Origin of the sequence: Paenibacillus antibioticophila (assembly GCF_000455265.1) — a bacterium.
GTDB lineage: Bacteria > Bacillota > Bacilli > Paenibacillales > Paenibacillaceae > Fontibacillus > Fontibacillus antibioticophila.
On the sequence record NZ_HG005145.1, the window covers coordinates 1 to 23793 of the forward strand.

General features: G+C 51.6%; 22 protein-coding genes, 1 rRNA gene and 2 pseudogenes. All 25 read right to left on the reverse strand.

Features of this window, described 5'->3' with window-relative positions:
* Nucleotides 1-80 (reverse strand): 16S ribosomal RNA (locus TX85_RS24585); the annotation flags it as partial.
* Nucleotides 81-460: 380 nt separating this feature from the next.
* Nucleotides 461-631 (reverse strand): hypothetical protein, encoded by a 171-nt coding sequence (locus tag TX85_RS26940; protein WP_158297377.1) that lies wholly within the window; start codon nucleotides 629-631, stop codon nucleotides 461-463.
* Nucleotides 632-660: 29 nt separating this feature from the next.
* Nucleotides 661-1182, reverse strand: a complete 522-nt coding sequence (locus TX85_RS24590; RefSeq protein WP_044482572.1) for a TetR/AcrR family transcriptional regulator — start codon at nucleotides 1180-1182, stop codon at nucleotides 661-663.
* 129 nt (nucleotides 1183-1311) lie between these two features.
* Entirely contained in the window at nucleotides 1312-1878 is a 567-nt protein-coding gene (locus tag TX85_RS24595; protein WP_044482573.1) for an NAD(P)H-dependent oxidoreductase, read from the reverse strand.
* 368 nt (nucleotides 1879-2246) lie between these two features.
* Nucleotides 2247-3761, reverse strand: a complete 1515-nt coding sequence (lysS, locus tag TX85_RS24600; RefSeq protein WP_044482574.1) for a lysine--tRNA ligase — start codon at nucleotides 3759-3761, stop codon at nucleotides 2247-2249.
* A 107-nt stretch (nucleotides 3762-3868) separates the two neighbouring features.
* On the reverse strand, nucleotides 3869-4345 hold the full coding sequence (gene greA / locus TX85_RS24605) for a transcription elongation factor GreA (protein ID WP_044482628.1): 477 nt from the start codon (nucleotides 4343-4345) through the stop codon (nucleotides 3869-3871).
* Nucleotides 4346-4563: 218 nt separating this feature from the next.
* Nucleotides 4564-5565: a tRNA dihydrouridine synthase DusB gene (gene dusB / locus TX85_RS24610; RefSeq protein ID WP_044482575.1), complete on the reverse strand. Its 1002-nt coding sequence runs from the start codon at nucleotides 5563-5565 to the stop codon at nucleotides 4564-4566.
* 43 nt (nucleotides 5566-5608) lie between these two features.
* Nucleotides 5609-5818: a helix-turn-helix domain-containing protein gene (locus tag TX85_RS24615; protein ID WP_044482576.1), complete on the reverse strand. Its 210-nt coding sequence runs from the start codon at nucleotides 5816-5818 to the stop codon at nucleotides 5609-5611.
* Nucleotides 5770-6315, reverse strand: a complete 546-nt coding sequence (gene folK, locus TX85_RS24620; protein WP_044482577.1) for a 2-amino-4-hydroxy-6-hydroxymethyldihydropteridine diphosphokinase — start codon at nucleotides 6313-6315, stop codon at nucleotides 5770-5772. Before folK ends, TX85_RS24615 begins: the two co-directional genes overlap by 49 nt.
* Before the next feature lie 10 nt (nucleotides 6316-6325).
* Nucleotides 6326-6688: a dihydroneopterin aldolase gene (folB, locus tag TX85_RS24625; RefSeq protein ID WP_044482578.1), complete on the reverse strand. Its 363-nt coding sequence runs from the start codon at nucleotides 6686-6688 to the stop codon at nucleotides 6326-6328.
* Nucleotides 6689-6691: 3 nt separating this feature from the next.
* Nucleotides 6692-7546 carry a dihydropteroate synthase gene (folP, locus tag TX85_RS24630; RefSeq protein WP_044482579.1) on the reverse strand — a complete coding sequence of 285 codons (855 nt, stop codon included), beginning with the start codon at nucleotides 7544-7546 and terminating at the stop codon, nucleotides 6692-6694.
* Nucleotides 7527-8471, reverse strand: a complete 945-nt coding sequence (locus TX85_RS24635; protein ID WP_044482580.1) for an aminotransferase class IV — start codon at nucleotides 8469-8471, stop codon at nucleotides 7527-7529. Before TX85_RS24635 ends, folP begins: the two co-directional genes overlap by 20 nt.
* A complete protein-coding gene (pabA, locus tag TX85_RS24640; protein ID WP_044482581.1) occupies nucleotides 8468-9052 on the reverse strand; it encodes an aminodeoxychorismate/anthranilate synthase component II in 585 nt (194 codons plus the stop codon). Before pabA ends, TX85_RS24635 begins: the two co-directional genes overlap by 4 nt.
* Nucleotides 9049-10620 (reverse strand): anthranilate synthase component I family protein, encoded by a 1572-nt coding sequence (locus TX85_RS24645; RefSeq protein WP_044482629.1) that lies wholly within the window; start codon nucleotides 10618-10620, stop codon nucleotides 9049-9051. The genes pabA and TX85_RS24645 overlap by 4 nt, the downstream gene beginning before the upstream one ends.
* A gap of 214 nt (nucleotides 10621-10834) precedes the next feature.
* Nucleotides 10835-11773 carry a cysteine synthase A gene (gene cysK / locus TX85_RS24650; RefSeq protein ID WP_044482582.1) on the reverse strand — a complete coding sequence of 313 codons (939 nt, stop codon included), beginning with the start codon at nucleotides 11771-11773 and terminating at the stop codon, nucleotides 10835-10837.
* Between the two features lie 443 nt (nucleotides 11774-12216).
* Nucleotides 12217-13107, reverse strand: coding sequence for an Hsp33 family molecular chaperone HslO (gene hslO, locus TX85_RS24655; protein WP_044482583.1), 891 nt, complete (start codon nucleotides 13105-13107; stop codon nucleotides 12217-12219).
* 87 nt (nucleotides 13108-13194) lie between these two features.
* Nucleotides 13195-13959, reverse strand: coding sequence for a type III pantothenate kinase (locus tag TX85_RS24660; protein WP_044482584.1), 765 nt, complete (start codon nucleotides 13957-13959; stop codon nucleotides 13195-13197).
* Nucleotides 13960-13964: 5 nt separating this feature from the next.
* Entirely contained in the window at nucleotides 13965-14831 is an 867-nt protein-coding gene (gene nadC / locus TX85_RS24665) for a carboxylating nicotinate-nucleotide diphosphorylase (protein ID WP_044482585.1), read from the reverse strand.
* A pseudogene (gene nadB, locus TX85_RS24670) lies at nucleotides 14821-16441 on the reverse strand (L-aspartate oxidase). Before nadB ends, nadC begins: the two are co-directional and overlap by 11 nt.
* Nucleotides 16442-16480: 39 nt before the next feature.
* A complete protein-coding gene (gene nadA, locus TX85_RS24675; protein WP_044482586.1) occupies nucleotides 16481-17419 on the reverse strand; it encodes a quinolinate synthase NadA in 939 nt (312 codons plus the stop codon).
* 314 nt (nucleotides 17420-17733) lie between these two features.
* On the reverse strand, nucleotides 17734-19806 hold the full coding sequence (gene ftsH / locus TX85_RS24680) for an ATP-dependent zinc metalloprotease FtsH (RefSeq protein ID WP_044482587.1): 2073 nt from the start codon (nucleotides 19804-19806) through the stop codon (nucleotides 17734-17736).
* A gap of 96 nt (nucleotides 19807-19902) precedes the next feature.
* Nucleotides 19903-20445, reverse strand: a complete 543-nt coding sequence (gene hpt / locus TX85_RS24685) for a hypoxanthine phosphoribosyltransferase (RefSeq protein ID WP_044482588.1) — start codon at nucleotides 20443-20445, stop codon at nucleotides 19903-19905.
* A 64-nt stretch (nucleotides 20446-20509) separates the two neighbouring features.
* A pseudogene (gene tilS, locus TX85_RS28280) lies at nucleotides 20510-21948 on the reverse strand (tRNA lysidine(34) synthetase TilS).
* Between the two features lie 86 nt (nucleotides 21949-22034).
* Complete coding sequence (locus TX85_RS24695; protein WP_044482589.1) at nucleotides 22035-22973, reverse strand: serine/threonine protein kinase; 939 nt, start codon at nucleotides 22971-22973, stop codon at nucleotides 22035-22037.
* The gene (locus TX85_RS24700; RefSeq protein ID WP_044482590.1) at nucleotides 22957-23709 is read right to left on the reverse strand and encodes a vWA domain-containing protein; all 753 of its coding nucleotides are present in this window, start codon (nucleotides 23707-23709) and stop codon (nucleotides 22957-22959) included. The genes TX85_RS24695 and TX85_RS24700 overlap by 17 nt, the downstream gene beginning before the upstream one ends.
* Between the last annotated feature and the right edge of the window lie 84 nt (nucleotides 23710-23793).

The following is a 23793-nucleotide window of genomic DNA, read 5'->3' on the forward strand; positions in this document are numbered from 1 at the left end:
CCTCATCAACTCCGCTCGACTTGCATGTATTAGGCACGCCGCCAGCGTTCGTCCTGAGCCAGGATCAAACTCTCCAATAAAGTGTTTGACTTGCTCATTTCAAAACTGACGAGAATTATTCATTCTCTATTAATACTCACTCGTTGTTCAGTTTTCAAAGATCAACTTCGATTCTTTTTCGTTACCACCTCATCAGCGGCAACTTTTATATCATATCACGCTCAATCCAACATTGCAAGCACTTTTTTAAATGCTTATGGGTTCGAAATCGTGATGGGCCGTAATTAACGACCGGATATATAATGTATCACGTATCCATAGTCATTGCAAGACATTCTGAATAAAATCCATTTTGTAATATTTTACTGCGGGCAAACTTTTGCATAACGCTTCTTACCTCACACTACATCTCACGGCTGAGATAATGTCAAGGTGCTTTCGAGCTCTGAGCTTCGAGATGCTACCTCACCTTATCCGGTTCATCTTTATAGATGAGATAGACATCCACGAAGATCACCTGTGCCATCACATAACTGCCATCACTTCCACAGGTTTCTCCCGATCCCGCTCTCCCTAGCCGTTCGACAACTGCTTCTCCGTGGACACGCGGCCATCTGACTTTACTTTTCATTCAGTTATTGAATTTCCGAGCAATTACACTTAGCTTTTCATTAATTCGGGCATTTTGATCGCCACAGCGACGTTACACAGCATTCCACGTGCAAGGAACAGCAAGGTCCGCTCTTCGGGGTTCGCAACGCCGGCTTCGTAAAAAGCCTTAAGTACCATATCCCGTACTTGCTTGAACCCGTCTCGCATCGCTGCCTGAATAGCTTCCTCCCGAATGGATTGTGCTTGTAACTGCAAGAACATTTCGTTCTGATGCTTCGCCTGGATGCTCTCGTATTCATAGATTAATTGCTTCTCAAGTGCTTCAGGAGGAGCTGTCTCCACGATAGTGCGGAAAGATTCAATGACACGGGTCCAGGACGCCTCAATCGCGGTCAACAACAGGCTCTCTTTGGTTGCGAAGAATCGGAACACATAAGGCTGGGAGATGTTCGCCCGTTTCGCCACCTCTGCCGTCGTCGCCCGGTAGTAGCCTATTTCCGAAAACACTTCAATCGCTGCTGAGATAATATCTGCTCTTCGATTGACCGCTGTAGTTCCCGATTTCGCCATTTCTTGTTCCCCCAGTTGAAATTGATTGATCAATAATAGATCAATTATACAAGGTGTAAACAAGCAATACAATCCAGTCCACCGTTGGAACCCTTAGCCTGTCCTTGATCAGAGAAAGATCATATATTGTTATGCCTTGCTTGTCATCTCCTCGATCTGTTTTAACCAAGCCAAACGCACCGCTTCGTCAGAGCTCGGCACGGACTCAAAGACTTCATGATGAAGCACCTCCATACCGCAATATTCAAATATTCCTGTGTCGGAAGTCAAAAGCAGCGCCTTGTCCATTCCCATCTCTGCATATTGGGAATGTGATTTTCCTTGCGTGTTGATAATTACAGCCTTTTTTCCCTTCATCAATCCCATTTGCTCGCCATTCACGTAACGGTAGGCAAACCCGTAAGTAAAGACTCTCTCAATATAGCCCTTGACGATAGCCGGCAGCCCAGTCCACCATATCGGATAAATGAAAGTGATCACGTCCGCCCACTTAAGATACTCTTGCTCCTGCTCGATGTCCTCACCAATGCCGCCCAGAATTTCACTGCTGCTGATAACAGGTTGAAATTCTATCGCGTACAAATCGCGCACGACAACCTCATGTCCTTTTTGCCGAAGACCTCGGACGGCCGTTTCCAGAATGGCATGGTTAAAACTCTCTTTTCTCGGATGGGCATACACAATCAAATGATTCATAGGGGTATCTCCTCTCAACTTTAAGTTTTATTTTCGTCTCGTAGTTAGTGATTGATCAATCACTAACTACGAGACAATTATATGCCACCTCTTCCTCATTTGCAATTTTTTTTGATAAGTCCCTCTTTGCATTCTAGCTTGTGGAAGCTTAACTTGATATTTCAAGCTTTACTCCAGAATTCCAAAACAACAACTTGTAACAATAAAACAAAAAAGCCGCTGATTCAGCGACTTTACATAAATGACACGTTAGGCATGAAGCTTTTTCCACTTCATATGAACTCTCCGTTTGTGGTCTGTCTCTCCTGCAGAATGACTGGGGATTGCTGCGATCTCTTTTATATCTCTTCACAAACCTCATCTAAGCCTTATTCAATTACAGTATTCCGCATATGCGGGAAGAGCAGTACATCGCGAATGGAAGGCGCGTCGGTCAACAGCATCACCAGGCGGTCGATCCCGATGCCCAGTCCGCCGGTAGGCGGCATGCCGTATTCCAGCGCACGGATGAAATCATCATCCATTTCATGCGCTTCATCATTTCCGTGCTCACGCTCCAGCAGCTGCGCTTCAAACCGCTGGCGTTGATCGATCGGATCATTCAACTCGGAGAAGGCATTGGCATGCTCCCGGGCTACAATGAACAGCTCGAAGCGATCGGTGAACCGCGGATCTTCTTCATTTTTCTTGGCCAGCGGGGAAATCTCTACCGGATGACCATATACAAATGTAGGCTGGATCAACGTCTCTTCTACAAACTGTTCAAAGAAAGCATTCAGGATATGACCGAATGTCATATGCGGCTCCACGGGAACCTTATGCTCCTTCGCCAGACGATGCGCTTCTTCGTTCGACATTTGCACGCCGAAGTCCACTCCGGTTACTTCCTTCACTGCATCGACCATGGATACACGGCGCCATTGCGGAGTGAGATCAACCTCGTGGCCTTGATAGTGCACGATCTTGGTTCCCAACACCTCTTGGGCAATATGAGCGATCATATTTTCCGTCAGGGCCATGATGTCCTTGTAATCGGCATACGCTTCATACAATTCAATCATCGTGAACTCCGGATTATGACGGGTTGAAATGCCCTCGTTCCGGTAAACCCGGCCAATCTCGTATACCTTCTCCAAACCGCCGACGATCAGACGCTTCAAATGAAGCTCGATTGCGATCCGCATATACAGCTGCATATCCAGTGCATTGTGGTGTGTAATAAACGGACGTGCGGCAGCTCCCCCGGCAATGCTGTGAAGGGTAGGCGTCTCAACTTCAAGATAGCCAAGCGAGTCCAGATAGCGGCGCATTGACTGGATAATCCGTGAGCGCTTGATGAATGTCTGCTGCACTTCCGGGTTAACGATCAAGTCAACGTAACGCTGGCGATAACGCAGCTCCACATCTTTAAGTCCATGGTACTTGTCCGGCAACGGGTAGAGCGATTTCGTCAGAACTTCAAGGTCGGTAACCTTAATCGTCGTCTCTCCGGTCTTGGTCTTGAACACCTCGCCGGTAACTCCAATAATATCCCCCAGATCTAACGTATCAAAAGCAGCATATTTCACCTCAGGCACACTATCTTTGCGGACATAAATCTGGATCTTGCCCGACAGGTCCTGGATATGCGCAAAGCTGGCCTTCCCCATCACCCGTTTTGCCATCATACGGCCGGCAACGGATACCTTGATCTGCTTCTCTTCAAGCTCGTCATGCGTCAATCCGTCATACTGCTTCAGGATATCTCCTGCCATTGCCGTCCGCTCATACTTTGTCCCGAAAGGGTCTACGCCAAGCTGACGCAGCTCGTCCAATTTCTCGCGACGCACCTTCAGCAGATCGCTGATCTGGACGACTTCCTGGTTGTTCTGTTCTTCGCTCATTGCTTGTCCCACTCCTTGCCACTAATTAGATTCTATTCAATAAAAACAGTGAAAGAAGCCTCCGCCGGGGAAGCTTCTTGGAACTCAAATTCACCGCTCAAATGAACTTATTTCTTGATATCGATGATCTTATATTGGATAACGCCCGCCGGTACATTGACATCGACCGTAGCACCCTTCTTCTTGCCAAGAATGGCTTTGCCAACAGGGCTCTCATTGGATATCTTGTTCTGCAGCGGATCGGATTCGGCCGTCCCGACAATCGCATATTCCATCGTATCGCCGTACTCCAGATCCTTAACCGTCACAGTCGAGCCAATGCTCACCGTATCCGTGTCAATTTCATCGTTGTTGATAATCCGGGCGTTGCGCAGCATTTTCTCAAGGGTAATGATTCGGCCTTCGATGAACGCTTGCTCATTCTTGGCATCTTCATATTCTGAGTTCTCGCTAATATCGCCATATCCAATTGCTGTTTTAATCCGCTCGGCTACTTCGCGGCGTCTCACCGACTTCAGGTTCTCCAGTTCCTCTTCCAGTCTCTTCAGACCGTCCTGTGTAAGAATGACTTCTTTATCACTCATCTCAACCGATTCTCCTGTCATGGAAATAATATTCGCATCACGCATCATTGAGAATATCATATGCAATCGCATGGAGGTCAGACCATCCATGTTGTGGAAGTTATCTCCTGAGGCGAATTTATACTGAAAAATTATAGGTTAACCGGTCTTAAATGTCAATGACGCGACCCGCAAGGAATGAAAACGCTTCACGCCCTTATGCCCCGCGAACCCAGCAATCAAGCTGTTTCCACGGTTTCCAAAATTTCGTGATTCTGATTGGCTACGAAATCTTCAAGAATTCGAACCATTTCATCACGCCGGGTCTCCTCCATAATAGCATCCTTAATCCGGGCCGCACCCTTCAGCCCCTTCAGGTACCAGGCCAAATGCTTGCGCATTTCCTTGACTGCGACGTGTTCACCCTTTAGGGCAGCGAGACGATCCATATGAAGAATCGCAATGCGGATCTTCTCCTCAGCCTCCGGCTCCGGCAAAAGAACCCCTGTCTTCAGGTACTCCACCGTACGGTACAGCATCCAAGGATTGCCGAGGGCGCCGCGGCCGATCATGACACCGTCACAGCCCGTCTCCTCCAGCATCCGCTTCGCGTCTTCCGGCGTGCTCACGTCCCCGTTGCCGATGACAGGAATAGAGACTGATTCCTTCGCTTGCTTGATATAGCTCCAATCGGCATATCCCGTATACTGCTGTTCCCGGGTACGGCCATGCACGCTGATCGCTTTGCCGCCTGCAGCCTCCACGGCCTTGGCATTATCCACGACAAAAATATGCTCGGCATCCCAACCGATACGCATTTTCACCGTTACCGGCTTGCTTACCGCATCGACAACTGCAGATACCATCTCGTGAATTTTGTTCGGGTCGAGCAGCCAGCGGGCTCCTGCATCACATTTTGTCACCTTGGGAACAGGACAGCCCATATTAATATCGATAATATCGGCATTTGTCTCCTGATCGACCACCTTCGCGGCTTCAACCAATGATTTGCGGTCCCCCCCGAAAATTTGCAGACTTAGCGGCTTCTCCCGCTCATCGACGAACAGCATTTCCCGGGTCCGCTTATTGCCGTGAAGGATCGCTTTATCACTGACCATCTCTGCGCAGACAAGCCCGGTGCCAAACTCCTTGGCGATAAGCCGGAAGGCCGGATTACATACGCCTGCCATAGGAGCAAGCACGACCTGATTCTTCATTTCAATATCGCCGATCTTCAGCATGATGGTTCACTTCCTTCTCTCATGTATCTATGGATTATGGGCTCTAGCGCTCCGGAAGCTTTAATTCCTCCAGGTCCAGGCCAAGAACATTCGCAATTTTATTTAAAATTTGATCTTCTATGCGGCGGTTTCCCCGCTCAATAGCTCCGAGCACAGCCAGAGAAATACCGGTCTGCTCAGCAAGCTGCTGCTGGGTAAAGCCTTTTAGTTTGCGGAATGCGCGGATGCGCTGGGCCAGCTGCATGTTTTCCAAAATCGTACGCCGTCCTTTCCGTCCAGGACGTTCAAGGCACTTTCTATTTGCTCCTTCAACTCCGGATCTTCTTCATTAACAATGTCATTCATCGGTACGAGCACGAAAGCCCGCTCCATCATCCGCGGGTGAGGCAGGGTTAAATGGTCCGTATCCATTTGTTTCCCCTTGATCCACAACAAATCGAGATCAACCGTTCGCGGTCCCCAGCGAATGGTTCGTTCCCTCCCAAGCACATGCTCGATCTGGAGCATGACCTGAAGCAAAGCCTCCGGCGCAAGCGTAGTTCGCAATGCCAGCGCCATGTTCACAAAATTAGGCTGGTCAACAGGCCCCACCGGGTCTGTCTCGTACAGCTTGGAGCAGCGGAGCACCGTAATTTCCTGATGATCATGAAGCAGGCTAATGGCCTGCATCAGCGTTGCTTCCCGATCACCCAAATTAGCCCCTAATGCAATATAAGCCTCTGAACCGTCAGAGGGAGATAGTTTGAACATACTACTCTACTCACTTTCTCGACCGCCGAAGCTGCGCCGTCACACCCTCAAAATGAATATCGAACGGCGGATGCGGCTTCGTAACAGCGACCGTCAAGGCATCTACCCTAGTATAAGTGTCCAGAACCGTCGATGCAATACATTCGGCAAGCGCCTCAATTAATTTAAAGCTTTTTTTCTCGACAATTTCTTTTACCGTCATGTGGATCTCGGCATAATTTACCGTTTTCGACAGGTCATCCTGCTTTCCCGCTTCCTCCAGATCCAGCTCCAGATCCAGATCCACGTAAAATCGCTGCCCCAGCTTGCGCTCCTCATCGAACACACCGTGGTATCCGTAATATTCCATACGGCGAATGATCATTCTATCCATGATTTACAGTACGGCCCCTTTCTTTTTATATAAAATAGTGTCGCACATCCGTACGGTCTGCTTTATCTCCTTCACATCGTGCACCCGCATAATCTGGCAGCCCTGGGCAATTCCCAGTGCGACGGTCGCTGCGGTACCATGCACAACCTCATCCGGTCCCAGCTCGAGCGCGGTACGGATAAATCGCTTGCGGGAGGTCCCCAGCAATAAGGGATAGCCCATCTCGGCAAGCAGGTCCAGCGAGCCCATGACCTCAAGATTCTCATGATACTCCTTGGCAAATCCAATCCCCGGATCCAGAATAATCATTTCATCCTTGACTCCCGCCTGCTTCGCAATCGAGATGCTCTCCCGCAGATCAGCCTCGATATCCTGAATCAGATGGCGGTAATCGCGGTTATCCCGGTTATGCATCAAAATGACAGGGCAACGATATGCCACAGCAACGCTGGCCATCTCCGGATCTCGCTTGAAGCCCCATACGTCATTCAGAATATGGGCGCCCGCCTTGAGTGATTCTTCGGCTACCCGTGCCTTATACGTATCAATCGAGATCGGGATATGCGGAATCTCGCGGTGAAGCGCCTCGATGACAGGAATGACCCGCTCCAGCTCCTCCTGCTCTCCAACCGGGTCATGCCCAGGACGGGTGGATTCCCCGCCAAGGTCGATAATATCCGCTCCGTCCGCAACCAGTTGAAGCGCATGAGCCACGGCCCGATCAGGCGAATTATATTTTCCCCCATCCGAGAACGAATCCGGGGTCACATTCAAAATGCCCATAACCAGCGTGCGTTCCCCCAGTGTCAAGGTGGTCTCTCCACATACATAGCTTCTCTTATAAATCCGAGTCTGCATTTGCTCCTACCTTCTTTCTATATAAATCCAACAGGTCTCGGGTGAATGGCCCAATCTTTCCTGATCCGACCTGCACGCAGGCAGGGTAGGCTGCCTCCTTTTCCCCCTCCTCCGAGTATCGGCAAATAAGGCGTGTGACAGGAATCAGCTCCTGAATTGAGTTGGTCACGAACACCTCGTCGGCACGAAGCAGGGTGTCCCAACTGTAGCGGCCTTCCCTCGCGGACAGGCCAAGTCCTGCCGCCAGCTCAAGCACGACGGCCCGTGTGATTCCAGGAAGAATCCCCGTCTCAATCTCAGGCGTATATAAGACTCCTTCGTGGATAAAGAACAGGTTGCTTGTAATGCCTTCCGACAACACCCCGTCCTCTGTCAGCATCACGCCTTCTGACGGAAGCCTGGAGCCGCCATTATCGGGAAGACGTTCATATTCGGATAATTCTCTTCGGGCTCTTACATTATTCATAAAATGGAGTGATTTCAGCCGGACCTTCGTCTCCGGTGTGTTGCGGCGAGTCTGTAGCAGCCAAAGCTGCTTTCCCTCGGTATAGAGCGTCGGCGCAACTGGAGGCAGCGACTTGACGTACAGAATAACGGTTGGCTGTTCATAATCCTCCGCGGTAAGACCAAGCGGCCCCTCGCCCGCCGATACCGTGAGGCGAAAATACCCGTCGCGAAGGCCATTCAAAGCCAGCAATCCCGCGATTTCCGAGCGCAGGATCGCGATATCCGGCTGATATGAAACCCCCAGCTGCAGGCAGCCTTCTCTAAGCCGTTCAAGATGACGCTCCAGTAAACTGGGATGGCCTTCATAGGTTCGGAACGTCTCAAACAGCCCGATTCCGTACATGAAGCCGTGATCCATAACGGACACCACGGCTTCAGAGGATCGGACCGGAACACCGTTCAGTCCGATATAGTTCATAGACTCGCCTCCGCCTTGCGGCGGCTCAGGAAATTACGCAGCATTTGATGCCCATGATCCGTAATAATCGACTCCGGATGAAATTGCACGCCTTCTACAGCATATTGCCTGTGGCGCAGCCCCATGATTTCACCCTCGGCTGTCTCGGCGGTAATCTCCAGACAGTCGGGCAGCGTCTCCCGCTCTACGATCAAGGAGTGGTATCTCGTCGCGGTGAACGGGGAAGGCAGCCCGGCAAATACCGATTCTCCCTGATGGTGAATCGGCGAGGTCTTCCCATGCATCAACCGCTCGGCACGGATCACCTTGCCGCCAAAGGCCTGGCCAATGGCCTGATGCCCCAGACAGACACCGAAGATCGGAATCTCGCCCTTGAAGCGTTCGATGACCTCCAGGGTAATTCCGGCTTCGTTCGGTGTGCACGGCCCAGGCGAGATCAAGATATGATCCGGATTCAACGCCGTAATTCCCTCCAGATCGATCTCATCGTTGCGGCGAACGACCACTTCCTCGCCCAGCTCACCCAAATACTGCACCAGATTGTAGGTAAATGAATCGTAATTATCGATGACCAGAATCATGTGCTCCATCTCCTGTTCTCTGCCTCGAAGGCGTATCGTGCGCTATGCCGGATCGCTATGGCAATCGCTTTGGCTTTATTTTGACTCTCCCGGTATTCCCGATAAGGATCGGAATCTATCACGATTCCCGCCCCGGCCTGGATATAACCGACTCCATCCTGTGTAACCAGCGTTCGTATGATAATATTTAATTCCATATTTCCTTGATAGTCAATCCAACCCATGGCTCCTGTGTATGGACCTCGGGTCACCGGCTCCAGCTCCTCAATAATCTCCATCGTACGCACCTTGGGTGCTCCCGTTATCGTTCCGCCCGGGAAAACGGCTGCAATCGCCTCGAAGGCCGTTAACGGTTCTGCCAGAGCTCCCTCTACCTCGGATACAAGGTGCATGACATGAGAATATCGTTCCACCGTCAGCAGCTCGGAAACTTTAACAGAGCCGTACGACGCCACTCTACCCAGATCATTACGCAGCAGATCGACAAGCATAATGTGCTCGGCCCGTTCCTTCTCGCTGCTAAGCAGCTCCGCCTCCATCGCGACATCTTCATCCGCGGTCAGCCCGCGGCGGCGAGTCCCTGCAATCGGACGGGTGCTGAGGCGTCTGGTCTCCAGCTTGACCAGCAGCTCTGGCGAAGCAGAGACCAGCTGGAATTCGGGCAAGCGGATCAATCCCATATACGGCGAGGGATTGATCAGACGCAAGCTTTCATAGATCGTTTCGGGCTTAGCAGCTAGAGGAAAAGCATGTCTCAGAGAGAGATTCACCTGAAATACATCCCCTGCGGCGATATATTCCTGAACCTGCCGAACCGCGCCTTCAAACGCCGATTGGCTCATCGATGTTTTAGACTCGGCGAACAGTTCATCAAGCGACGGTGTCTGCTCCTCCTGGATCGCTGGGAATGGCTCCGCCTGCTGGAATGCCCGCCACGCTTCAAGCATTTCTGCAGCCCTCGCCCGGGCCGTATCGTAAAGGACAGCTACATCATCAGAAGTTCTGATCTTGTCTTGATCCTCCAATGATTCTTCAACCGAGATATCCTTGTGCACTACCGCATAGACTGTCGATTCGGCTTCATCCCAGATCCATAATTCCTCGAAGCGCATCCACACATAATCGTCCAGCCCAAGCTCATCCTGAGCCAACGCAGGCAACCGCTCCAACGATCGCACAATATCATACCCCAGGAAGCCGACGGCACCGCCGCCCAGCTTGGGGAGAGCGGGATGGGACGGCGATTTATAGGGAGCCAGCCAGTCCTTGATCAGCTCCAGCGGCTTGCCGATCAGCTTCCTGCCGGCTCCCGTAGTCAGATCCTTTACTTCCGCATGACAGCCCTTTCCACGAATCACGGATACCGGATTTAAACCCAGGAACGTATATCTGCCCCCTTTACCGCTCTCCAGCACAAAAGAATAGGCATTCGCCTGTTCCCAGGCTGATTTCCATGCCTTCGGAAGACCTTCCGGCGACTTCATGCTGATCACACATGGGAGCAGTCTCCACTTTCCCTCCGACTGCCAAGCCTCCCAGTTCTCCTTTGAGATTAACGTCTCCACCATCACCCTGCCTCTGACCTCCAGCTCCGCACTCGGTTGCTTATTGTTTGCTAGTATACTAGACCTCGTCCATTTTGAAAATACAAAGGCCCCCGCAGCCGTACAAGAGACAGCGCGGGGGCAGCTTAACTTCGTGATCAAAGGATGTCCTTTTGAACAACCTCTTAAAGTGCGAGTTCAAAAAGTCAGGGTCTTTTTGAACAACCTCTATAGTGAATTAAGCTTCAAAGTTGTAAAGCGGGGTGCTCAGGTAACGTTCGCCGTTACTTGGAACAATAGCAACGACACGCTTACCCTTGCCAAGCTCCTTCGCAACCTTCAATGCGGCGAATACGGCTGCACCGGAGGAGATGCCCGACAGAATTCCTTCTTCCTTCGCAAGCTGACGAGCTTGTTCAAAGGCCGCTTCATTCTCAACATGAATAATTTCATTATATACGTCTTGATTCAGAATCTCAGGAATAAAGTTAGCACCGATCCCTTGGATCTTATGCGGGCCTGGCTTACCGCCTGCCAGAATTGGCGAGCCTGCAGGTTCAACCGCATACACCTTAACGTTCGGGAAACGGTTCTTGAGCACTTCGCCTGCACCGGTGATTGTGCCGCCTGTACCGATCCCAGCCACAAAGGCATCAAGCTCTCCCCCCAAGGATTCGATGGCTTCTACGATTTCAGGCCCAGTTGTCTCACGGTGAATCTTCACGTTAGCCTGGTTTCTGAATTGATCGGCGAGGAAATAATCCGGATTCGCAGCCAGAATCTCTTCCGCCTTCTTCACCGCGCCGTTCATCCCTTCCGACCCTGGTGTCAGCACCAATTCGGCACCGTAAGCGCGAAGCAGATTACGGCGCTCCAAGCTCATAGTCTCAGGCATAATAATGACAGCCTTATATCCCTTTGCCGCAGCTACCATGGCAAGTCCAATCCCTGTATTACCGCTCGTTGCTTCTACAATAGTACCGCCCGGCTTCAATCTCCCGGCCTTTTCCGCTTCCTCAACGATGCTGAATGCGATCCGGTCCTTGACGCTGGAGCCCGGGTTCTGATATTCAAGCTTCACGTAGATTTCAGCGCTATCCTCAGGAACAATCCGATTCAGCTTGACGAGCGGGGTGTCTCCGATCAGTTCAGTTACATTGTTAACGACCTTTGCCATGGTAATGCCCTCCTTATAATAATAAACAATATCATTAGAATCCGCAGTTCTGGATGCTTGCATACGCAGTTGTTTTATATCCGAGTATTTAAGTAGGTTTTACTATTTATATATTAACAACCCCGATCGGAGTTGTCAATAATAGCCGAAAAAAATACTTTGCCCGCACTCCTTTCAGCAAGCAAAGTAAGGATGACTTTTTGAACTACTGAATTTTACGTTCTGAGGGCAACATGTGAAGTGTTCTTACGATCGCTGTTGTTCGCGGATTTCTCTAATTGAACTAAGATATTATACGGTAGAAATCCTCTCACAAAGGCGAACGTTTACGAGCATGTGCTCCCGAAGCAGCTTTCTTGCAGAAAGCTTTCACTTCAGCACACTTCACACTTATGCCCTTTCTACGTAACTTTTATAGTTCAACTTATATAACTCTAAAATTTTTATTTGGAGGTCTGCTCGATCAACGCATCCAGATCCGCTCGATTAAATGCATATGCCTCGTTGCAGAAATCGCATATAACTTCGGTCTGCTCATCCTCATCCCGAAGCTGGATCAGTTCATCCCGGCCAAGGCTGATCAAGGTACGTTCTACCCGGTCCCGAGAGCAATGGCAGGAGAAGACGATATCCAGCTCATCCAGCACCCGCACATCGGGAAGCAGCCACTTCAGCATTTCCTCCGGCTCCAATCCTTGATCCAGCAGTACCGTTACGGGCGGCATTTGTCCCACGGCCCGTTCGATCATATCAATGTCGGCATCGCTAAGGCCCGGCAAAAGCTGAATGATGAAGCCTCCGGCCACAATAACGGAATTGTCCGTATCTACAAGCACTCCAAGTCCCACTGCCGACGGTGTCTGCTCGGACGCAGCAAAGTAATAGGTGAAGTCCTCGCCCAGTTCACCGGAAATAATCGGTACATTGCCATGATAAGGCTCCTTCAGGCCCAAATCCTTGGTCACATTGATGAAGCCATCCGTGCCTACTGCACCAGCGACATCCAGCTTGCCCTGACTGTTCGCGGGCAAATGGACATGCGGATTGCTAACGTATCCGCGCACTTCTCCCTTAGCATTGGCATCCGCTACGATCTGGCCAACCGGACCGCCTCCCTTGACCTGCACCGACAGTCTTTCTTCGCCCTTGAGCATAGCGCCCATCATGGCTGCGGCCGTCACCGTACGCCCTAAAGCGGCGGTAGTAGTCGGATACGTGTCATGACGTCTGCGAAGTTCTTCCACCAACTGTGTCGTCCGCACCGCAAAGGCGCGAACCTTGCCGTCCAGCGCGGTTCCGCGTACCAGACGGTCTTTTCCATTCTGTGTCTCCAACCGAATAAAGCCTCCCTTTTAAGCGCGTGTTCTTCCTCTTTAAATGATCTGATCCAGGCTAGCGTCGTTTCAAACCATTATATCCGCTTATTGATTACGTTCATAGATTAACCGAAGGCCCTCCAGCGTAAGCCAGGGATCGACCTCCTGAATGCTTTTGGACTCACTTGCGATCAGCTCAGCCAGCCCTCCGGTAGCAATCACCTTAGGCTGGGTATTCATCTCGCGGGCAATCCGTTCGACAATGCCATCCACCTGTCCTGCATAGCCAAAAATAATCCCCGATTGCATCGCATGAACGGTGTTTCGTCCAATGACCTTCTTCGGCTTCTCCAGCTCAATCCGGGGAAGCTTGGACGCCCGCTGGTACAGCGCCTCCGTCGAGATCCCGATGCCGGGCACGATAGCTCCTCCCAGATAATTACCCGCAGCATCCACACAGTCAAACGTTGTCGCCGTTCCGAAATCAACCACGACCAAAGGCCCGCCATATTTCTCAATGGCAGCCACCGCATTCACAATCCGGTCTGCGCCTACCTCGCGGGGATTCTCATAACGCAGGTTTAAGCCGGTGCGAATGCCCGGTCCGACGACCAGCGGCTTCTGATGTAAATATTTTTCACATAGCTCTTCCAGGACATGCATCAAAGGAGGAACCACCGAGGATAGGATGACCCCCTCTATCTGCTCGGGATCGATCTTCGACATCGCGAACAGATTATGAATCAATACCCCATACTCATCCACCGTCGCCTGACGGTTCGTGCCGATCCGGAAATGATGCAGCAGCTCGCGCTGGCGATAGATCCCCAGCACAATATTGGTATTGCCAACATCCACTACAAGAAACATCGTACTCATCCTTCTTTCTTCTCACCCAGATCCAGACTGATATCCAGGCTGTCAAAGGAATATGTGAGCCGTCCCACCGAGATCACATCCACTCCGCTCTCCGCGATCTCTCTGACGGTAGCCAGCGATACATTGCCGGAAGCCTCCGTCTTCACGTGAGGGGCCTTCGTCTTAATCAGGCGGACCGCTTCCTTCATCAGTTCAGGCGGCATGTTATCCAGCATAATAATATCTGCTCCTGCTGACAAGGCCTCTTCCACCTGCTCCAGGCTCTCCGTCTCTACTTCAATCGTCATCGTATGCGGAATATGGGCTCTAGCCCGGCTTACAGCCTGGCGAATTCCCCCCGCACCCTTAATGTGATTATCCTTGATCATCACCGCATCATAAAGCCCGAAGCGATGATTCGCACCCCCGCCGGTACGAACAGCATATTTCTCCAGCATGCGGTGTCCGGGCGTCGTCTTGCGGGTATCGACCAGACGGACCGGAATTCCTTCCAGGGCATCGACAAAGGTCCGGGTTCTTGTGGCGATGCCGGACAAACGTTGAAGCAGGTTTAGCGCTAGCCGCTCCCCCGTCAGAATGCTATGGGTGCTGCCTTCCACCTCAGCCAGGATGCTTCCCTTCTCTACACGTTCGCCATCCTTGACCTTCGGTGCGAAGACCAGAAGGGGATCGACAATCTCGAAGACGAGCTGGGCAACAGGCATTCCGGCAATAATGCCGGACTCCTTGGCATGGATGATTCCCTTGGAGTTGTGTCCGTGGGGAATCGTAACACCCGTTGTGACATCGCCTGATCCAACATCCTCCCGCAGCCATCCCCGAATTGATTCTACGAGTTCTTCATTATATCCATTAAACATCATCACTGGTTTCCTCCAAGATTCCTTTTTCCCGGTGACGGATCATGTGCTTGCGCCACCTTGCATCATCACGGTCCGGGAAGTCCTCCCGGTAATGACCGCCTCGGCTCTCCTCGCGGGTCAACGCGGACTCAGCCAATAGCAGTGCGCTGGTTAGCATATTCGCAAATTCCAACTGCTCGCGGCTAGTCAGGGTGGACTCAAAAAGCGGCAACTGCCGCTTCAGCTCTTCAATCCCCTTGAGCAACCCCTCTCCAGTGCGTCGAAGTCCTACCTGTCGTACCATGACCTTTTGCAGTTTAAGCCGCCGTTCTACAATCGGCTGCAGGGTCGCAGCCGGACGCCGGTCCCGGCAAGCTATTCCTTGGCCTGTAATAGCTAACGGAGTCAGCCTGGAGATCTGCTCCACAATTCGCGCGCCGAATACAATGGCTTCAGATAGCGAGTTGCTGGCCAGACGATTCGCCCCATGCACGCCGGTGGAAGATACTTCCCCGCAAGCGAACAGGCGATGAATATTCGTCTCGCCATAAGGCCCCGTACGCACGCCTCCCATCATATAATGCGCAGCCGGAGCGACAGGAATCCAATCGGTCGTCAAATCCAGGCCATATGTAAGACATGTCTCATAAATCGTCGGAAAACGGTGCTTAATCATTTCCGGAGCTTCATGCGAAATATCCAGGTACACTACGCTCGACCTGGTTAATTCCATCTCCGCTACGATGGCCCGGGCGACAATATCGCGAGGCGCCAGCTCCAGCAGCTCGTGATAGCGCTCCATGAAGCGCTCGCCATGAATATTGCGGAGCACCGCTCCTTCGCCGCGCACCGCCTCCGAGATCAGGAACCGCGGAGCGCCAGGATAGCATAGCGAGGTCGGATGGAATTGGATAAATTCCATATCCCGGATCTCGGCCCCTGCCCGATAAGCCATTGCGATGCCGTCCGCCGTAGCGACCTCCGGATTCGTCGTGTAGCGATAGAGCTGTCCGGCGCCTCCGCTGCAGAGAATGGTTGCCTTTTTCCCCCGCAAAAAAAACGCGCTGTCCGTCCGGCTGCTGTACTAAAGCACCCAGACATTCCTCACCCTCTGTAATCAGATCGATCACATAATGATCTTCCCACAGCTCCACATTCGGAGAATGGATCACCTGCTCCGATAATGCCCGCACGATCTCATAGCCGGTCGCATCCCCATTGGCATGAAGTATTCTGCGGTGGCTATGGGCGCCTTCCTTCGTCAGAGCGATCTCCCCATTCTCCAGATCGAAGGCCGTTCCCAGCTTCATCAATTCCCTGACCCGGTCCGGGCCCTCCTGAACAAGAATATCCACGGCCTGTGAAGAGCATAGTCCTGCTCCCGCCAGCAGAGTATCCTCAAGGTGGGATTGAGGCGAATCCTCCTCAGAGAATACCGCCGCAATCCCTCCCTGCGCATATCTCGTATTACTCTCCAGCAGGGATCGCTTCGTGATCATTGTGACCTGATGCTCTTCGGCCGCACGTATTGCAGTATAAAGACCGGCAATTCCAGAGCCGATGACAATCACATCCGTATCCAGAACCGGTAGCTCGTTCAAATCAAAATTCACTAAATATCGCGGTATCATGACTTTTGTCGCCTGCCCTTGAACAGAGAGTAGCGCATGCTACTTAACTTGTAACATGCGCTCTAGTGAGAGTCTCGCCTTATCAGCAACGGCGGTCGGCACGTAAATTTCCGGCTGCATCGTCTCCAGGCATTTAACCAGTTTTTTCAGATTATTGACCTTCATATTGGGGCAAACCAGAAATTTGGTGGCAAAATGGAAGGCTTTATCCGGGCTGTCCTTACGCAGCTGATACCCTGTTCCATCCTCGGTTCCTACGATGAACTCCTTCGCAGGCGAATTCTTGCAGTAATCGAGAATAGCTGTCGTACTGCCCACGTAATCCCCCATCGCTACAACCTCTGGGCGGCATTCCGGATGCACGACAAATTCGGCGTTCGGATATTTGGCCTTCATCTCCACAACATCCTTCACCGTCAGCATATCATGAGTGTTGCAGTACCCTTCCCAGATAATCAGCTTCTTATCGGTATGCTGCTGAACATAGTGTCCCAGGTTTTTATCCGGAACCCAAATAATCTCCTCAGCATCAACGGAATTGATCACCTTGACCGCATTGGATGAAGTACAGCAAATATCCGTCTCGGCTTTGATCTCGGCCGATGAGTTAATATAAGTAACAACCTTGGCATTCGGATGCTGAGCCTTCAGCTTCCGAAGACCATCCACATTGACCATGTCGGCCATCGGGCAGCCTGCACGCTCATCAGGGATTAATACCGTCTTATTAGGAGCTAGAATTTTGGCACTTTCTCCCATAAAGTGAACCCCGCAGAAGACGATCGTCTCTGCATCCGTAGAGGCTGCCTTCTGGGCAAGCAAAAAAGAGTCGCCGCGAAAATCGGCTACCTCCTGAATCTCATCACGTTGATAATAGTGAGCAAGTATAATAGCATTCCGTTCCTTCTTAAGTTGAACCAGCTTCTCCTTCAGCTCACGGTTCATCTCCGCTTTCCGTTCAAGTGCAAGAGCTTCCACCTGATACCCTCCCCTATGTGCGCCCGCGATTGATCGCGATTCTCTCTCTTGTCCGCAGTCCATAATATTGTGCAAAAAAGCGCATGCCCGAATGAACGTCATCCAGGACACATTGTGTTAACAACTAATTTACACAAGGGATCAAGCGCTGTCAATCAATCTGCACCCATAAATATATGCAATTTTAACTAAATAAGTTTTACGTAACTTCTTTTTGTTCAACTGATTATAGTTGTGCTTAGAATTTTGAGCGCAAAATAACCCGGGCGCAGTTCGCACCCGGGTCTAATTACTAAGCTTGCCTCTAACTCAGATTAACGATCCTTCGGATCCTCTTCATCCGGCGGCAATTGTGGAGCATGGGCATCCGGATCCTGTGTGGTATCGTTCGCCGAGCTTCCAGGCACTTCATTCGGAATGTCTCCGCCAGGAATGGCAGGAGCTGCATCCTCTGATTTGCCTTGAATGCGGACACGCACATCGCCGATGTTATCTACGATTGGCTGTCCTGACTCAGACGAACCTCCGCTGCCTTGGCCTGAATCCGCATCCGACAGCTTGCCTGTTTCGATCAGTTGCTTGATTTGGTCCAGCTCCAGCGTCTCAACCTCGAGCAGGGTCTCAGCAATCAGGCGAACCTCATCCGCATGCTCCGTAAGGAGCTGCTTACAGCGCTCATACGACTCGCTGATGAAGCGCTGCATTTCTTGATCAATCTCATAAGCGATTTGATCGCTGTAATTCTGCTCGTGTCCAATATCACGGCCCAGGAATACCTGTCCTTGCGTTGTGCCGAACTGCATCGGTCCGAGCTTCTCACTCATCCCGTATTCGACAATCATGCTGCGGACAATACTGGTTGCTTGCTGGAAGTCGCTGTAAGCGCCCGTACCGATTTCGCCGATGAATAATTCTTCGGCGACCCGGCCGCCGAGCAAGCCTGTAACTTTATCCAGCAGTTCCTGCTTGGTTACCAGCATGCGGTCTTCCTTCGGAAGCATAATGACATATCCGCCTGCCCGCCCGCGCGGGATAATGGTCACCTTGTGAACCATATCGGCATGCTCTAGGAAGTAGCCGACAATCGTATGACCTGCTTCGTGGAAAGCAACAATCCGTTTCTCACGATCGCTGATCACCCGGCTGCGCTTCTCGGTACCGACGATGACACGGTCAATCGCCTCATCGACCTCGCGCATGGAGATATCCTTCCGGTTGCGCCGTGCTGCGAGGAGCGCTGCTTCATTCAGCAGGTTCTCAAGATCAGCGCCGGTGAAGCCGGTCGTGCGTTTCGCAATGACATCCAGGCGCACATCCTTGGTCAGCGGCTTATTGCGCGCGTGAACCTTAAGGACGGCCTCCCGACCCTTCACATCCGGACGGTCAACCGTAATCTGACGGTCAAAGCGTCCCGGACGAAGCAAGGCCGGATCCAGAATATCGGCACGGTTCGTCGCCGCAACGATAATGATTCCTTCGTTACCCCCGAATCCATCCATCTCAACAAGCAATTGGTTCAAGGTTTGCTCGCGTTCATCATGCCCGCCGCCGAGTCCGGCGCCGCGCTGACGGCCTACGGCATCAATTTCATCAATAAAGATAATACATGGCGCGTTCTTCTTCGCATTTTCGAACAAGTCGCGTACCCGTGACGCACCGACACCGACGAACATTTCCACGAAGTCGGAACCGGAAATACTGAAGAACGGAACACCCGCTTCCCCGGCTACCGCACGGGCGAGCAAGGTCTTACCTGTCCCCGGAGGACCTACCAACAGAACCCCTTTTGGAATGCGTGCGCCAACGGCGGAGAATTTGCGAGGGTCTTTGAGGAATTCAACGACCTCTACAAGCTCTTGCTTCTCTTCATCAGCACCGGCGACATCCTCGAAGGTCACCTTTTTCTTCTCTTCATTATAGAGACGTGCACGGCTCTTGCCAAAGTTCATTACCTTGCCGCCGCCGCCCTGAGCCTGATTGAACAGGAAGAAGAACAGTATGAACATAATGGCGAGCGGAATAATGGAAGTCAGGAAGGTCAGCCAGATGCTTTCGCCCTGCATTTTCTTCCAAGTCAACTCAAACCCGTTCTGCTCACTAAGGTCTGTAATCTCCTTCAGCACATTGTCATCGGCAGGAATGTAGGCGGAGAAGTTGGTTGTCTTGTCATCCCCAACCTTCTCTTTATAATTACCGGTCACCAGATAAGCGTAACCGTCAAATTTGCCGGTCATTTCCTTAATATTGTCCGCCTTGAGCTGCTGTCTCAGTTCGCTATAACTAGGGGTGACGGTTGTCTCATTTCCACTGTTGAGGAATTGGACGATGCCCACCACGACTAAGAATAGTATCAAATAAAAACCAGAATTCCGGATGAACCGACTCATCCCCTACCTCCTCTCAAAAACCTTAAGTAATTTTAACACAGCCGCTCATGCCATTTCAAAAAACTTAGGCAGCCTAGCTTCGTACACCCGAAATTCTTACTGGTGAGTGTATACTTCGGGCTTCAGAACCCCGACAAACGGGAGGTTGCGGTACTTCTCAGCATAATCGAGACCATACCCGACAATAAAGGCATCCGGCATGATAAATCCGGCCAGATCGGCCTCCAGATCAACGGTACGGCCGCTCGGTTTATCGAACAAGGTGACGATCTTGACCGAGTTGACCTTCCGGCGTTCCAGAACATCAACCAGGTAGCTCAGGGTCAGTCCGCTATCAATAATGTCTTCCACAATTAGAATGTCTCTTCCCTCTACGGAATTATCCAGGTCCTTGATAATCTTGACCTCGCCCGAAGAACGGGTAGATGCTCCATAGCTTGATACGGCCATAAAATCAATTTCGATCGGGACCGTGATCTCCTTGATCAGATCAGCCATGAAAATAAACGCGCCCTTCAGGATACAAATCACCAGCGGGTTTCGGCCTGCATATTCTTCACTCAGCTGGCGCCCAAGCTCTACGACCTTATCCTGAATCTGTTCGCGGGTAATCAGTACTTCCATAATGTCGTTCTGCAAAGTAAATAAACCTCCTACGTTATACTATGAATGCAAATCCTGGGATAACCTCCAGGCGAATGAATTAATCCCGTTCCATTCTCATTCGGAGAAGGGAGGACGTACGCTCGTTCACCACTGCAACCGATGAGCGGCGAACCCCGGGAATCCATACAATCCGTCCTGCAGCATCTGCAATCATTGGAATTCGGGAACGAAGAGAGGGAGGGATCTTCTCATCGATAAAGATATCCTTCACTTTCTTGCTTCCATTCATCCCGAATACCTTCATGCTGTCTCCTGCAAGCCGGGAGCGAACCGTCAGCGGGTACTCCAGGCCATCCGCATCGAATACTGCCTCATCTTTGCCTTCCGGCAGCATCTCCGACAGACTAGCTCCAGCCTCATGCCGGGTAAAATGTACGATATGCCCCGTGTCCATGACAGACACTTCCGCCGGAAAACATTCCACAACATATGTATAATGAGGAATTGCACTTTCCGCTCGGGCAGATACAAAACGGATGAGATCATATTCGCGAATGCAGCGGACACCGCCGCCCAAATCCAGAGTCCAGGTTGTGGGCTGACTTTGAACCGTCCCTTTCCGAATCGCTTCAATTCTGGCAAAATCGCCGTCATCCGTGCCCAAAGGCAGATAATTTAATATTAGTTTAATCAACCTCCGTTGTAAAGCAAGATGTAGGTCTGCCACATCCTGTGCCCGAACCATCATTTCTTCCTTTCCGCAGCTCACGATTTGCCGGTAAATCCGCTCAGCCTCCGATTGAAGATAATCATCTTCCTCTGCCATAATCTCGGACAAACGATTCAAGGAATGGGATAACTGCTCATTATATTGCCCTAAAAAAGGGAGTACATCCATCCGAATTTCGTTCCTCATATACTTGGGCAGCAGGTTCGAGCTGTCGATCACATACGGAATTTTGGCCTGGTCGCAGGCTTGCACCAGGGTGTTTTTGTTCATACGAAGCAGAGGCCGGATCAGTTCCACTTTTTTTCTTTCCGCTTCATTCGCATTCCGCTGATCCCTGAGGGACCACTGCCCCGCAGCAGACGCATTATAACGGTCTCGGCCTGGTCATCCCCGTGATGGGCCAGAGCAATGGCCTGCGCGCGGTACTTATCGGCAACCTGATGAAGGAACGCATACCGCTTCTCCCGGGCAGCCTCCTGGCCGCCCTTGCCTGATTCCTTCATGTAGGCAGGAACGTCAAAAACGCCGAGCTCGAACGGAATGTTCAGCTCCTCAGCCAATCTCCGTACAAACTCGGCCTCTTCATCCGATTCCTGACCCCGAAAGCCATGATTCACATGGGCACACACCAAGGATAACTTCATATCCGGATCTTGCGAAATTTCATTTAATATATGCAGCAGGATTGTGGAATCCGGTCCGCCGGATACGGCGGTGATAATCACATCGCCCGGAGACCATAGCTTATGCTCAAGCCCGATTTGGCGAACCTCGCGGACCAGCCGATATAGCGCTGGGTGAGTCAAGCTGTTCGCCCCCTTTTTTTAATACTTCGTGATCAAAAGATGACTTTTTGAACAACCTTTGATAGTATCTGTTCTTTATATGCCGTCTAAAATCTAAGGCTTAGGTAAATCGCACAGCCAAGCAAGGTGAGGGACAGCGCAAATGCTCCAACCATCCAGCCCGGCGTCTTGGCGCTTACTCTTCGAGCGATGTAAGGACCGGTCACGAGCTTCTTCCATGCCTGGCAGGCATGCAGCGTATCGCGGAAATCACCGCGCAGGGCAAGCTCAAGCCAGGAGCGGAAGGGGCTGAGCGCCTCATCCGATTGGACGATCAGCAGCAGATCGTTGCTGCTCCGCGTCTGAGGCAGCTGCTGAGCCGCACGCTTCAGCGGTCCCTCCGCCAGGAGATGAATGCATACGACGGCAAATGAAAACCAGTCATAAGACGGTTCCGCCGTACGGCTCCCCGCATTCCAGAACCCACGGTCATACCATTCCGTATATTGTTTAATGCTTTTTCCGACCGCACTGACGCCTCCATAGTCGATCAACTCCACCTCACCGGATGGAGATACCATCACATTCTCCGGCTTCAGATCCCCGAAGGCCCAGCCCGCCTCATGAAGTGTGCGAAGCTGCTGCAGGAGATGAAGCCCGGCAACATGAAGCCACTGTCCGCCTTTGTGCGCAAGGAACGTACGCAGAGCCTCGCCCTTGACGTAGCGCATCACATAGAACGGGATCTCCCGCCCATGGTGAGTGTAGTCATCCACTTCTACTAAATATGGAGCGTTCCGATTCTCCCCGAGCCCGCGGAGGCGCGTGCGTTGAACCGCCTTCAATACATTGATCTCCGACTGCAGATCCAGTGTATCAAAGCCCAGCTTCATCGCATAGAGGCGTGCGCTTCCCGTGTGCTTGACCAGATAGACGATCCCATTTGCGCCTTGGCCCAACAGCCGTTGAACCACATATTTGCCGCCCTTCCAGCGCCCGGTAACCACTGTCCCTTGCGCCAGATTCCATTTAGACGACGTAGTCACCGAGCATCCCTTCTCCTCTGTCTGACTCCTTCAGCCAGTTACTGGAACCATGTCCTTCCAGTGTACCATACCGAAAGAATTCCATCACCTTGAGAATGGCAGGCCCAGTCGGAGTTGCCCCCCGCATCGTCAGCTTCTGGAAGATCGAGCGCGCTCCTGTGAGCTCCGTGGTCCAGTCCATATCCATAACCGCTTCTTCCCCGCTGTGCGCCCCGGGAAAATGAAACACCGCAATCCGGCTCGTTCCCTGCCTCGCCCCAAGGCTAAGCATCATATCCCGGATCGCCTCCTCGACGGCTGCGAGCTTTGGTCTCATGCTTGCACTAGCATCAATAAGCAGCACCACCTCAAGCGCACTGGTCTCACTAAGCTCGTCAATGACCTCCACCACCTGGGAACGAGTGTCCGGAGGCAGGTCCTCAACGGCTGTGTCCGTCTGTCCCAGAATCTGTCTTAGCTCCTTATTAACCGCATGCTGAATGGTCTGAACCACCGTCTTCCGCGTCATCATCTGCATGGTCTGAGCCAGCTGCCGGGTGCCGGACATTCGGCTCATTCCGCCTCCGGCTCGAGCGATCTCCTCAATCTCCACACTTCCAAGCTCACCGATCGTTCCATAATCGACAATGCCTACTACGTTCACCGTAATCCCCTCTTGCCTGGCCAGTGCAGCCGCCATCACCGGGCTCTCTCCGACATTGGAACAACCATCCGTAATCAGCATAATTTGCTTCATTGCAATCCCCGCCTTCATTTGAAATGATTCTATAATTCTCTTTTCTATCATTTCCATTTCGTAGGCATTTCAAACGGGTCGAAG